The 12,919-nt window shown below is 65.5% G+C and carries 12 protein-coding genes; 6 read left to right on the top strand and 6 right to left on the bottom strand.

The window, feature by feature from the left end; all coding sequences use genetic code 11:
- Positions 1 to 139 precede the first annotated feature (139 nt).
- The 3 genes from ASE50_RS11905 to ASE50_RS11895 are packed head-to-tail and all read right to left on the bottom strand — an operon-like array spanning position 140 to position 3,374.
- Complete coding sequence (locus ASE50_RS11905) at positions 140 to 817, bottom strand: TadE/TadG family type IV pilus assembly protein (RefSeq protein WP_082438988.1); 678 nt, start codon at positions 815 to 817, stop codon at positions 140 to 142.
- On the bottom strand, positions 811 to 1,392 hold the full coding sequence (locus ASE50_RS11900; protein WP_056400540.1) for a TadE/TadG family type IV pilus assembly protein: 582 nt from the start codon (positions 1,390 to 1,392) through the stop codon (positions 811 to 813). The genes ASE50_RS11905 and ASE50_RS11900 overlap by 7 nt, the downstream gene beginning before the upstream one ends.
- On the bottom strand, positions 1,389 to 3,374 hold the full coding sequence (locus ASE50_RS11895) for a pilus assembly protein (protein ID WP_056400538.1): 1,986 nt from the start codon (positions 3,372 to 3,374) through the stop codon (positions 1,389 to 1,391). Before ASE50_RS11895 ends, ASE50_RS11900 begins: the two co-directional genes overlap by 4 nt.
- A gap of 93 nt (positions 3,375 to 3,467) precedes the next feature.
- Between ASE50_RS11895 and ASE50_RS11890 the strand changes: the two genes are divergently transcribed.
- Genes ASE50_RS11890 through ASE50_RS11875 form a run of 4 tightly spaced genes read left to right on the top strand, consistent with a single transcriptional unit; the run spans position 3,468 to position 6,897 of the window.
- The gene (locus ASE50_RS11890; RefSeq protein ID WP_056400535.1) at positions 3,468 to 4,109 is read left to right on the top strand and encodes a squalene/phytoene synthase family protein; all 642 of its coding nucleotides are present in this window, start codon (positions 3,468 to 3,470) and stop codon (positions 4,107 to 4,109) included.
- Positions 4,110 to 4,150: 41 nt separating this feature from the next.
- Entirely contained in the window at positions 4,151 to 4,612 is a 462-nt protein-coding gene (locus tag ASE50_RS11885) for an EF-hand domain-containing protein (protein ID WP_056400533.1), read from the top strand.
- 31 nt (positions 4,613 to 4,643) lie between these two features.
- A complete protein-coding gene (locus tag ASE50_RS11880; protein WP_056400532.1) occupies positions 4,644 to 5,090 on the top strand; it encodes a MerR family transcriptional regulator in 447 nt (148 codons plus the stop codon).
- A gap of 4 nt (positions 5,091 to 5,094) precedes the next feature.
- Positions 5,095 to 6,897 carry an acyl-CoA dehydrogenase C-terminal domain-containing protein gene (locus ASE50_RS11875; RefSeq protein WP_056400530.1) on the top strand — a complete coding sequence of 601 codons (1,803 nt, stop codon included), beginning with the start codon at positions 5,095 to 5,097 and terminating at the stop codon, positions 6,895 to 6,897.
- A 307-nt stretch (positions 6,898 to 7,204) separates the two neighbouring features.
- On the opposite strand, the gene purC is transcribed toward ASE50_RS11875, so the two are convergent.
- From purC to ASE50_RS11860, 3 genes are all read right to left on the bottom strand, one after another.
- Positions 7,205 to 7,984 (bottom strand): phosphoribosylaminoimidazolesuccinocarboxamide synthase, encoded by a 780-nt coding sequence (purC, locus tag ASE50_RS11870; protein ID WP_056004061.1) that lies wholly within the window; start codon positions 7,982 to 7,984, stop codon positions 7,205 to 7,207.
- A gap of 91 nt (positions 7,985 to 8,075) precedes the next feature.
- Entirely contained in the window at positions 8,076 to 8,912 is an 837-nt protein-coding gene (locus tag ASE50_RS11865; RefSeq protein WP_056621005.1) for a hypothetical protein, read from the bottom strand.
- Positions 8,913 to 8,974: 62 nt separating this feature from the next.
- Positions 8,975 to 9,811: an alpha/beta hydrolase gene (locus ASE50_RS11860; protein WP_056400848.1), complete on the bottom strand. Its 837-nt coding sequence runs from the start codon at positions 9,809 to 9,811 to the stop codon at positions 8,975 to 8,977.
- A 171-nt stretch (positions 9,812 to 9,982) separates the two neighbouring features.
- Here ASE50_RS11860 and ASE50_RS11855 point away from each other — a divergent pair, with 171 nt between their 5' ends.
- Together ASE50_RS11855 and parC are read left to right on the top strand one after the other, a co-directional pair.
- Positions 9,983 to 10,558, top strand: a complete 576-nt coding sequence (locus ASE50_RS11855; protein WP_082438987.1) for a TetR/AcrR family transcriptional regulator — start codon at positions 9,983 to 9,985, stop codon at positions 10,556 to 10,558.
- 60 nt (positions 10,559 to 10,618) lie between these two features.
- Positions 10,619 to 12,871 carry a DNA topoisomerase IV subunit A gene (gene parC / locus ASE50_RS11850; protein ID WP_056400520.1) on the top strand — a complete coding sequence of 751 codons (2,253 nt, stop codon included), beginning with the start codon at positions 10,619 to 10,621 and terminating at the stop codon, positions 12,869 to 12,871.
- The last annotated feature ends 48 nt before the right edge of the window (positions 12,872 to 12,919 follow it).

Genomic DNA, 12,919 nt, shown 5'->3' with positions numbered 1-12,919 from the left:
GCTGCGGTATCCTCCGCAGCGGCGACTGCTCGCCGCGTCGGTTCGGGAATGTGCCGGACCCGCGACGTGCCGATCACGCTACCGGTTTCCGGATCGGACGGCCTTCAAATCCGCCTTCGCGTGAATTTCGGGTGGACCCTCAGACGGTGTAGCGGTCGCAGGTCATGCGTTGCTTCACCTGCGGCACCGGATCGCGCACGCCGTCCTCCAGCAAGCGATTGTCGCGCACGATGAAGGCGGCGGTCTGCTGTAATTTCGGGTTGCCGAGGAAAAAGGTCGGTAGCAGCGGCTGATAGTCGAAATTGATCTCGACGAAGATCACGGCCGCGCGATCGGGTGCCTGCACCGGCTTGGCCGGGTCGCCCATTCCCCGAAACGTGCTGCCCGATGTTCCGCCATCGCCTTCGCGGCCGAAACTCGAATCATAGCCCGGACCACGTTTCAGCCCGACGCAGCGCTGCCAATGAATCCACTGCGCGCCATCCTTCGTCTCGAGGCTGGAAATCGTCACCCGGCCGTTGGTGGTGACGCCCAGTGCTTCGGTTTGCCGGCGCAGCCCGCCGATCACCTCGTTCACGTCGGCCTCGCGCAGCTGTTGCGTCGCAGCGTTGGTGTCGACGCCGACGCGCGAGATATTGTCGGCGAGTGTCTGTGTCGCCTGACTCAGCCGAAGCTGCTGGACGCCGAAATTGCACAATTCGACCGCGCACAGCCCGATGGTAAGGACGACGGGCAATGCCAGCGCGAATTCCAGCAGGGCGACGCCGCGCCGGGCATGGTGCAGATCGTGCAATCGGCGGGCCGCGATCCTCAGCATATCCGCTCCGGTGTGGCCGCGCTCTGCGTATCATAGGGCTGGTTCTTGAGTGCGCTGGACGCCGAGATTGTCTGATCGGAGGACCAGCCCATCAGCCCGGTCAGCGGAAACAGGCGGGGATAGGTGATCTCCACGGTATAGACGGTGATGTCGTTCGCACCGCCCTGACCGGTGGTACCCGGATCGGAATCCCACAGGCCATTGCCGTTGGTGTCGGTGAAGCATTCCCCGGGATCACGGCGATTGTTGCTGTTGACGTCGTCGAACGGTTCGGCTTCGACGCCGTCATAGTTGCGATAATGCAGTCGCTTGCTGATCCAGGTCAGGTTCGGCGCGACCGGTCGCACCTGCTGGATGACCGCTTCGTCGATAGCCTGCGAGGCGGCCGTGGTCGCATTACCCTCCAGCGCGCCCTTGCGCGCCGCGGCCTGAAGCGCACCCGTCAGGATCGATTGGGCATAGGATCGGTAGCACAGGTCGAACAGGCCCATCAGCAACAGCAGCAGGACAGGCGCAAGCAACGCGAATTCGATGATGGTCGCACCGCGACGATCGCGCGCGATCCGCACGATCATCTTGACACCCGCAGCTTGGCGATCTGGGCGGCGATGTTGCTGAACGCGGTGTTGAGCTGGGCCGTGTTTCGCGCCTCGAACGAACGCCCCTCCGTCGTGCAGTTGCTGAGCAGCGGGGGCATGTTCAATCCGAACGCAATGACCCAGACGGTAATGTCCTTGCGCCGCGCGACCTGGCACAGCGCGAGCAGGCGGTTGGCGACGATGGTGTCCTGATCGCTATTCTGCGCGTCGTTGGTCGTGAAGGCGGTCGTGCGCCGACGATCCAGCCCCGACAGGCCATAGGCTTCGTACACCGTGTTATCGGTATCGGTTTCGCCGTCGGTCATGAAGATCAGGTGCTGCGCATTCCTCGCGCCATTCAACCCGCCGTTGACGACATCGCCGAAGATGCCGTCGCGCGACATCAGTCGCAGGCCCCATAGAAACCCGATATCGTGATGGGTCTTGCCCCCCACGATCAGGCTGTTGACGTAGCTCTGCAGGTCGGCACGCGTGAAGGCCTGCAACAGCTTCGCCGGCGAGGGGCAGGGAGCGTTCTGGCCGCTGTTCACGTCCTGAAGGTTCGTGAAGTCGAGGTTCGAGCGCACTGCGGGAATGGACCATTTGGTGAAGCTTTCCCGGGCGAACACCGCCGCCGGCAGCCACGGCTTCCAACGGGTGTCGTCGTTGGAAGGATCGGGGACCATGTCGATGTTCAAATCATATGCGCCCGACGGAATGGGATCATAGGTCGACTGCCGGACGGTCTTGCGCTCCTCGATGCAGCCATTCTGCTGATTCCAGGTGATCGTTCGCGACTTGCCCTGTGCGGCGATGTTCATGGAAATCGATCCGCCACTGACGCGGGCACCTGTGCCCTTCAATCCCGAAACGGGTACGTTGACCGGCTCATACGACCACCAATGAGTAGTCGTCGGGGTACCGGCAACGGGCTTGCCTTTATTCTTGTTTGGAACGCGGGTGTCGGTCCGTGTTTCGACATAATTGCGGTACGACGTTTCGGTGATTTCACACCGCGCATTGACGATTTTCGTCGAATAGGCGCTGCCGGTCCGGGTCCGGGTATAGGTAATCGTCTGGCTGCCGTCCCCCTTTCCAGCGTCTTTCCACGTCGTATCGGTTTGCGATGTGTTCACGGCGTTTGCTGGCGGGCTACAATCCTCCGGCCTGCCGAAGCTTTTGCTCGTTACGGTCGAACCGCTCTTTTTCTGCCATGATCCGGCAGTCGTCACCCAATCGGCGTTGTCCACCGTATCCGGACCCTTGGTCGTCTCGGGGCCCAGATAGCGGCGCGATTGGTAATCGGCCTTATCGACCATCCATTCGGGGCGCAGCAACATGCCGACATTGACGTTGGCCGAATAGGGTACCGCGCCATAGCGGATCAGTGTTCCGGGCTTCTTGGCGCGGTCGAGCGTGTCGTAGAAATTCATCACCGCCTGACGCAGGCCGGTGATCCGGTCGGCGCTATCGCCGGGGTTGATGTCGCTCATCGATCCGGTGGTATCGAGAACGAACATGATATCGAGATTGGGAATTTCGAGCTTGGCTTCGCAGGCGACCGAGACCGTGACCGGTTCGAAGCCGGCCAACTGCATCACCGTCATCGGGACGGTGACCGATGCGGTCGCGGCGACCTGTCCCGCGTCGGTCTTGACCGGCGTGAAGACGGGGGCGTTCGACCCCATCGATCCCGTCTGGAAATTATTCGCGAAGAAGGCGCGCGCCTGCGATACGGCCGCGTCGTTGAAATCGTTGCCGTTCATGAACTTCCGGCCCGCCAGCGCGCCGGCATCGCACGCCTGTTGCAGGCGAACCTTGACGTAATAGACCCGCGCGGTGTCGATCGCCGATCCCGCCATGCCGAGGAGCGGGATCATCGCGACCGCCATCATCGCCAGCGTATTGCCGCCGCGATCGTGCGCCAGCCGCGAGAGAAAACCGCCCGATCGTCTCCGATCTCGTCCGCGTCCGATCATTGCCCGTCCATTCCAGCGCCAAAGTCGCGCAATCAATGGTTTGTTTGCCAGATCGGGGTTGACGGAGCGTAAAGACCCGCGCTGACGGGATCGATGCCCATCGATCCAGATCCCGAACGCAGCCTTGCGCTGACCTATGCCCCCGCCGACCGCCGCGCGGCATTGTCGGCGCTGCTGGCGCTCGACGCCGCGCTGGCCGATGTCGTCCGGACCACGACCCAGCCCGCGATCGGCCAGATCCGGCTTGCGTGGTGGCGCGAACAGCTTGCCAAGCTGGACCATGCGCCGCCGCCCGCCATGCCGGTCCTGACCGCGCTCGCCGAAACTGTGCTGCCACATGGTGTCACCGGCGCGGCGCTGGTGAAGGTGGTGGAAGGCTGGGAGGTGTTGATCGAGGAGGACACGCTCGACCGCGAGACGCTGCGCCGGTTCGGGGCGGAACGGGGCGGGCGGCTGTTCGCGCTGGCGGCCGCGATCCTCGGCGGCGATGTCGACCGGGCGACGATGCTGGGGCAGGGGTGGGCGCTGGCCGACCTGTTGCACCATGTCGACGATGCCGCGACCGCCGAAACCGCCGGTGCGCTGGCTGGCGAGGCGCTGGCGACGCCGCTGCGCCGGGTCGCCCGGCCGCTCGGCCTGCTGGCGCTGTCGGCGCGGCTCGATCTGGCACGCGTGGCACCGGGCGGGCCGAAAAGGGCGGCGCGACTGGCGTGGTTCGGACTTGCCGGGCGATAGCGGCTGACCGATACAGAGCGTCGGCAATCGGGGGGTGAGCGATGTGGCGGTTCCTGGCGGGGGTAGGGTCGGCCTTGGCGCTGGTCGCGGCGGGGCTGTTCCTGTTCCGCGGGGTCGCGGCGACCGAGAAACTGCCGCCGCCGCCGGCACCCCCGGCGACGGCGCAAACGGCGGACGCCGAAATTCCCGAACCGCCCGCCGCATCGCCGCGCACCCGCGAACAGAAGCGGTTCGACCGATATGACAAGGACCGCGACAGCCGCATTACCCGCGACGAATATCTGGCATCGCGGCGCAAGGCCTATGCGAAGCTCGACACCAATGGCGACGGGCGGCTGACCTTCGACGAATGGGCGATCAAGACCAGCGGGAAGTTCGCGGCAGCCGACAAGGGCCGCGACGGTGCGCTCGACGCCGCCGAATTCGCGACGACCGCGGTCAAGCGCAAGCCGGCGAAGCGGGTCGATTGTCCGCCCGCGCCGACGACTGGCGACGAAGGTTGACGTTCACGTCAACGTAAACTAGTCAAGGGTCATGCAACTCGCAGTCTCCATACCGCCTCAGTCGCCCGGGCAAGCCGATCGCTTTTCGATCACCGACCTGTGCAACGAATTCGGCGTGACCGCGCGCGCGCTCCGCTTCTACGAGGATGAGGGCCTGATCGCACCCGAACGGCGCGGCCTTGCCCGCATCTATTCGCAGCGCGACCGGGCACGGCTGGCGTGGATCCTGCGCGGCAAGCGGGTCGGGTTCAGCCTCGCCGATATCCGCGAGATGATCGACCTGTACGATATCGGCGACGGCCGCGTCGTACAGCGGCAGGTCACCGTCCAGAAATGTCGCGACCGGATCGCGCTGCTCGAAAACCAGCGGCGCGACATCGATGCCGCGATCGCCGAACTCAGCGACTTCGTGACGACCATCGAAACGCTGCCGTACCAGACCGCCCCGTCAGAGGGTGCCTCCCCGGAGAAGGATTGACCCGATGCCCAGCTATACCCCGCCGGTCCGCGACACCCGCTTCATCCTCGACCATGTTCTCAAGATCGGCGATCATGCCGCGCTGCCCGGTTTCGCCAATGCCACGCCCGACACGGTCGAGGCGGTGCTGGAAGAGGGCGGTCGCTTCGTCGCCGAAGTGCTGTTTCCCTTGAACGCATCGGGCGACCAGCAGGGCTGCACCCGCCACGCCGATGGCAGCGTGACGACGCCCGACGGGTTCAAGCAGGCGTATCGTCAGTTCGTCGAATCGGGCTGGGGCACGCTGTCCGCGCCCGAACAATTCGGTGGGCAGGCGATGCCGCATGTCGTCGCGACCGCGTTCGAGGAATATCTGATCTCCGCCAACATGGCCTTCGCCATGTATCCCGGGCTGACGCACGGCGCGATCGCCGCGCTGCTGGTCAAGGGCAGCCCCGAACAGCAGGCGATGTATGTGCCCAAGATGGTGTCGGGCGAATGGGGCGGCACCATGAACCTGACCGAGCCGCAATGCGGTACCGATCTGGGCCTCATCAAGACGCGCGCGGTGCCCAACGACGACGGGTCGTGGGCGATCACCGGCACCAAGATCTTCATCTCGTCGGGCGAGCATGACCTGACCGACAACATCATCCACCTCGTCCTCGCCAAGACGCCGGGCGCGCCGGAAAGCTCGAAGGGGATTTCGCTGTTCGTCGTGCCGAAGTTCCTCGTGAACGACGACGGGTCGCTCGGCGCGCGCAATCCGGTGACGTGCGGATCGATCGAGCACAAGATGGGCATCCACGCCAATTCGACCTGCGTCATGAACTATGACGGCGCGACGGGTTGGCTGGTCGGCGACGAGATGAAGGGGCTGGCCGCCATGTTCATCATGATGAACGCCGCGCGGCTCGGCGTCGGGTTGCAGGGGCTGGGCGTGGCCGAGACCGCGTATCAGAATGCGGTGATCTATGCCGGCGACCGGCGGCAGGGGCGGGCGCTGACCGGCCCGGCGCAACCGGACGAAAAGGCCGATACGCTGTTCGTCCATCCCGACGTCCGCCGGATGCTGATGGAGGGCAAGGCGCTGACCGAAGGGTTGCGGGCGCTGTGCCTGTGGGGCGCGTTGCAGGTCGATCTGGCGCATATGAGCGAGGACGCGGCGACCCGCGAGCTAGCCGACGATCTCGTGTCGCTGCTGACCCCGGTCATCAAGGGCTATGGCACCGACAAGGGCTATGACGTCGCGACCAACGCACAGCAGGTTTATGGCGGCCATGGCTACATCGCCGAATGGGGCATGGAGCAATATGTCCGCGATGCCCGGATCGCGATGATCTATGAAGGCACCAACGGCGTGCAGGCGATGGATCTGGTCGGGCGCAAGCTGGCGCAGAATGGCGGACGTGCGATCCAGCATTTCTTCCGCATCGTTGCGCAAGAGATCGCGACCGCCAAGGGTGCCAACGCGACGCGCGATTTCGCCGAGCGGCTGGAGCGCGGACTGAAGGACCTGCAGGCCGCGACGATGTGGTTCATGGCCAACGGCATGCAGAACCCGAACCATGTCGGCGCGGGTGCGCATTCGTACATGCACATCATGGGGATCGTCGCGACCGGCCTCATGTGGCTGCGGATGCTGACCGCGTCCGAGGCACTGGCGGCATCGGGCGAGGGCGATGCGACGTTCACCGAGGGCAAACGGGTAACCGCGCGCTTCTATGCCGAGCGGATCATTCCCGACACCGGCGCCCTGCGGCGCAAGGTCGAGGGCGGGGCCGACGCCGTGATGGCACTCGACCCGGCGCTGTTCGCGCGGGGGTAGGGAGGCGGCCCGCCGGTTTGATCCAGGCAACCGATACCCGAGCCCACTCGTCACCCCGGGCTTGACCCGGGGTCCCGCTCCTCACTTCGGTCGGCAGAAGAAGCGGGACCCCGGATCAAGTCCGGGGGGACGACGAACAGAAGGATGCGGGCGCACACGTCCGCACCGGCTGCGGGGCTGTTCTTCCATGCCCATAAAAATGCCATCCCAGCGCAGGCTGGGGTCTCTCGCATGGGCACCGCAGCGGCCAACCGAAAGGGACCCCGACCTATCCTGAGGTGACGGTAATCGTCAGTCGATAGCGCGCTTACTTCTCGCGCTTCTTGCGATGCGTCTCGAGGTCGAGGACCGCTGAATCCGCGCCTTCGGGCATCAGGCCCAGCCGGCGGGCGACTTCCTGATAGGCTTCGACTTCGCCGCCGAGATCGCGACGGAAGCGATCCTTGTCGAGCTTCTCGTTGGTGGTCATGTCCCACAGGCGGCAGCCATCGGGGCTGATTTCGTCGGCCAGGATGATCCGGCTGAAATCATTGTCCCAGATGCGACCGAATTCGAGCTTGAAGTCGACCAGCCGGATGTTGATCCCGGCGAACAGCCCGGACAGGAAATCGTTCACGCGGATCGCCATGTCGGCCATCTCGTGCAGTTCGTCCTGCGCGGCCCAGCCGAAGCACAGGATGTGTTCGTCCGATACCATCGGATCGCCGAGCGCATCGTCCTTGTAATAATATTCGACGATCGTGCGTGGCAGCTGCTGGCCTTCCTCGATGCCGAGCCGCTTCGACAGCGAACCCGCCGCGACGTTGCGCACCACGACCTCGATCGGCACGATCTCGACCTGGCGGATCAACTGCTCGCGCATGTTCAGCCGGCGGATGAAGTGGGTCGGCACCCCGATATTGCCGAGCAGCGTGAAGACATGCTCGGAAATCCGGTTGTTCAGCACGCCCTTGCCGTTGATCGTACCCTTTTTCTGGGCGTTGAAGGCGGTGGCGTCGTCCTTGAAATACTGGATCAGCGTACCCGGCTCCGGACCCTCGTAAAGGATCTTTGCCTTGCCTTCGTAGATCTGGCGGCGGCGAGCCATGCGATTCCCTTCGACGAAACGGGCCGGTCCGGGGAATGCCCGTGGCCGGTGTAGAAAGCCGCCGCATAGCCCAAGGGGGCCGGCCGCGCAATCACGCCGCCGGCGCGATCCGCCGCCGCACGAACCGCCGCCCGGCAACGAACAGCCCGGCTATAATCGCCGCCAACAGCATCGGCGGCAGCAGCAGCCCGAGCAGGTTGAGCAGCGTGCTGAACGTTACGCCCGCCGACCAGCCGAGCAGTTCGCCGGCCTGTGCCAGCGGCGACTGGGTTTCGAAGCCCGGCGCGGCTTTGCCTGATTCGTAATGGAACGCGACCGCCGTTGCATTCAGGAGCGCGAGTTGCCCGGCGGTCTGCGCATCGACGTCCCGGATGGTCCGCCCCAGATCGGCACGCTGCCGCTCGAGTTCGACCGCGGTCGAACGGTTGCCGTCGGCGATCCGCTTCTCGACGGTGGCGCGTTCGACAATGGTGGCGTTGCGCGCGGTTCTGGCGGCGTCGATGGTCGCACCGACGTCCTCGCCGCTGACATTGACGCTGCGTACGCCGCCTTCGCTGCGCTCGACCACACCGATCGCATCGCGGCCGAAGCTGCGCGCGAGGGCGGGGACGATGCTGAACTGAAGATCGGCGGTGACGTCGTTCTTCGGCGAGCGGAGATAGCGCATTCCCGTGATCCGGCAGCGGTCCGGACCCAGCCGCTCGCACGCGTCGGCATGGCGTTCCTGGGCTGCCGCGATCCGCTGCGCCGGCAGGCGAAACGCATAGTCGTACCGGAAGGCGACACCCGGCGCGGCCGTCACCTCGACGCCGGGCGGAACATCCTGATCGGTCGATCCCGTCTCGCCGGCGGTATCGGGCCGGCCGCAACCGGCGAGCGCAGCGGAAACGGCGGCCATGATGATGAAGGTCGAACGCGGACGGGACATCGACAACTCCTGCCTTATTTGCGGCCACAATAAGGCAAGAATAAGGCAGGTGCAATCCGGCTCTATGCGACAGGCCCGGCGATCGGTAAGGCGCGCCGGATAGCAGCTTTGGCGGTGGCCCATGCCGGCGTTCCGGGTGCGATCAGTTCGACATGGCCGGTATCCGTGATCCGCTGCGTTCCCACCCGGTCGCCGGCGGTGCGGGCGGCCGCGGCAAAGGCCGGTGCCATCGCGGCGGGGACGATCGCGTCCTGCGCGCCGTCGATCAGCTCGATCGGCACCCCGACCGGCAGCAGCTCGACGACCGAGGTGTCGGCGAAGCGATCGGCCCGGTCGCCCCCGACCAGCTGCGCGATGACCTCGGTCCCGCAGCCATTATCGGGGCTGGCCTCGACCGCGGCGAGATCGGGCAGGCCGCCCAGACAGACGACCTGCGCGATCGGCAGCGGATCGCCGGTCGCCAGCGGACTATGCTGGCTCAGGCGATGGCGCGCGGCGAGCCACAGCGCCAGATGCCCGCCCGCCGAATGCCCGACCGCGACGATCCGCGACAGGTCGAGCGCATATGCCCCGGCATGGTCGCGCAACAGGTCGGCCGCCGCCGCTGCGTCGAGAAACGTCCCCGGATAGCCGCCGCCGTCACGGTCGACGCCGCGATAGTCGATATTCCATACCGCGATCCCGTCGGCACGCAGATCGGCGGCGACCCAGTCCATCAGCCGCCGGTCGGCGACCGAACTCTGCCAGCATCCCCCATGCACCATCAGCACCGTCGGCCAGCGCGAGGGCGAATCGCCCGCGGGCAGCCACAGATCGACCACCTGCAACCGGTCCGTGCCATAGCGGAACGTCCGGTCCGGATCGGGGCGGGGTCGCCGGGTCAGGTCCGGCCAGGTCATCGGGATGAAAGATGTGACGCATTCCACCATTGCCGCAGTCCGATCGAAAGTCGCAACCGTACCCAATATGGATAAATCGTATAATAAAGTCGCGCGTGCGGATATTTTTGAGCTACAGGGAGACGGGGACGGGAATGGCCGGCGATATGTCGGCCGCAAAGGGGCGTTATTGTGGGACGAACTCGTACGATTGAGCGTGACAAGCTGTTGGATGCCGCCGAATCGGTGACGCTGGAAAAGGGTCCGGTCGGCCTGACCATCGCCGCCGTCGCCGAACATATGGGCATCACCAATGGCGGCGTGCAATATAGCTTTCGCAGCAAGGAATCGCTGATCGCCGCGATGTTCGAGCGGTGGCAGGACGAATATGCCGACCGCATCGCCGAACTGGGTAGCGTCGACGACAACTGCCCGGTCCGGGCCCATATCGATTATGCCGCCGACTATAACGACCGTTCGCGACGCGGCGCGCCCAGCCTGCTGGTCTCGGTCCTCAATTCGCCGCAGCACATGGTGCTGGTGCGCAAATGGTATCGCGAGCGGATCGATCTGATCGACGTCACCACCGACGCGGGTCGCCGGCTGCGGCTGGCGTTCCTCGCGATGGAGGGCGCGTTCCTGATGCGGCTGTTCGGCCTGATCGAAATGGGCGACGCCGAATGGCAGGGCATCGTCGCCGATGTGGTGGCGCTGGCCGATGGCGAGCCGGCGGCCGGGCGCGAATCCGACGGGCGACAGGCGGCCTGATCCCGGTTCGTTCCATTTCACCTATCGCAGGAGCGGGGTTCGCCTGCTATCGCGGTCGCGATGGCAAGTGAACTGACCGACCCTTCGACACCGATCGGCATCTTCGATGCACCGTTCGACAGCGCCTTGTCCGAGCGGTACCTCGTCTATGCGCTGTCGACGATCACGGCCCGGTCGCTGCCCGACGTCCGCGACGGGTTGAAGCCGGTGCATCGCCGGCTGTTGTGGGCAATGCGGCTGCTGAAGCTCGACCCGGCATCGGGGTACAAGAAATGCGCGCGCGTCGTCGGCGACGTGATCGGCAAATACCATCCGCATGGCGATCAGTCGGTCTATGACGCGATGGTCCGGTTGGCGCAGGACTTCGCGCTGCGCTATCCGTTGGTCGACGGACAGGGCAATTTCGGCAATATCGACGGCGATAACGCCGCCGCCTATCGCTATACCGAGGCGCGGCTGACGCAGGTCGCGATCGACCTGATGGCGGGCCTCGACGAGGACGCTACCGATTTCCGCCCAACCTATAATGGCGAGGAGCAGGAACCCGAACTGTTCCCTGGCATGTTCCCCAACCTGCTCGCCAACGGGGCCAGCGGCATCGCCGTGGGCATGGCGACCAGCGTCCCGCCGCACAATGCCGCCGAACTGTACGAAGCCGCGATGGTGCTGATCGACCGGCCCGACGCAGATGACGCCGCCGTGCTCGCCCATGTACGCGGCCCCGATTTTCCGACGGGCGGCATCGTCGCCGATCCGCCCGCCGCGATCCGCGAGGCCTATGCCACCGGTCGCGGCGGCTTTCGCGTCCGCGCGCGCCATGGAATCGAACGGGAGAAGGGCGGCGGCTGGCAGGTTGTCATCACCGAAATCCCATATGGGGTGCAGAAGGGCAAGCTGATCGAACAGATCGCCGCGCTCATCAACGACAAGAAGCTGCCGATCCTGACCGATGTCCGCGACGAATCGGACGCCGAGATCCGCATCGTCCTCGAACCGCGCAGCCGCACCGTCGACCCGCAGGTGCTGATGGATGGGCTGTTCCGGCTCACAGACCTCGAATCGCGCGTTCCCCTCAATCTCAACGTTCTCGACAAGGATCGCACCCCGCGCGTCATGTCGCTGCGCGAGGCGTTGAAGGCATGGGTCGATCACCAGTTCGTCGTCCTGCGTCGGCGCAGCGAGCATCGCCTCGCCAGGATCGCCGACCGGATCGAACTGCTCGACGGCTATCTGGCGGCCTATCTCAACCTCGACCGGGTGATCGCGATCATCCGAACCGAGGATGAACCGAAACCGGTGCTGATCGCCGAATTCACCCTCACCGATCGTCAGGCCGAAGCGATCCTGAACATGCGGCTGCGCAGTCTGCGCAAGCTGGAGGAAATGGAGATTCGCGGCGAGCGGTCGAAGCTGGAAAAGGAGCAGGCCGAACTGACGCTGCTGCTGTCCAGTGAGGCCCGGCAACGGACCCGGATGAAGCGCGACCTGTCGAAGGTGCGCGACCGCTATGGCAGCGAAACGGCACTCGGAAAACGCCGTACCACGATCGAGGAAGCCGCCCCGGCACGCGAAATTCCGGCAGAGGCGATGATCGAGCGCGAGCCGCTGACCGTTATCCTGTCGCAGCGCGGCTGGGTGCGGGCACTTCGCGGGCATGTCGACCTCGCCTCCGCCGATACCGCCCGGTTCAAGGAGGGCGACGGCCCGGCCTTCGCGTTCCACGCCCACACGACCGACAAGCTGTTGCTGACCACCGATGGCGGGCGATTCTACACGCTGGGTGCCGACAAGCTACCGGGCGGACGCGGCTTTGGCGAACCGGTGCGGGCGATGATCGATCTCGACGGCGATGCGCGGATCGTCGGGTTGTTCCGCGCGGCGGCATCCGACCGGCTGTTGCTGGCGGCGACCGATGGTCGCGGCTTTGCGGTGCGGATCGCCGACGTGCTCGCCGAAACGCGCAAGGGCAAGCAGGTGATGGCACCGCGCCCCGGTGCGAAGCTGAAGATCGTCCGGCCGATCGGGCCGGAGGACGATTATGTCGCGGCGATCGGCGACAATCGCAAGCTGGTGCTGTTTCCGCTGTCCGAACTCGCCGAAATGGCCCGTGGGCAGGGGGTGCAACTGCAACGGTTCCGCGACGGCGGCCTGTCCGATGCGCGGACCCTGCGGTTCGTCGACGGGCTGACCTGGACGATGGGTGGGGAAACCGGGCGGGTCCGGACCGAGGGCGATCTGACGCCGTGGCGCGCGGCGCGGGGTGCAGCCGGGCGGATGCCGCCCAACGGCTTCCCCCGCGACAACCGTTTCTGACGCACGGCACCTGTCCACGCGAATCGATTGTCGGGTTTCAGAAGCTCT

The organism is Sphingomonas sp. Leaf5, assembly GCF_001421155.1.
Lineage (GTDB): Bacteria > Pseudomonadota > Alphaproteobacteria > Sphingomonadales > Sphingomonadaceae > Sphingomonas.
The sequence above is the reverse complement of the archived record's forward strand: the minus strand, read 5'-3'. Positions and strand labels throughout refer to the sequence as shown.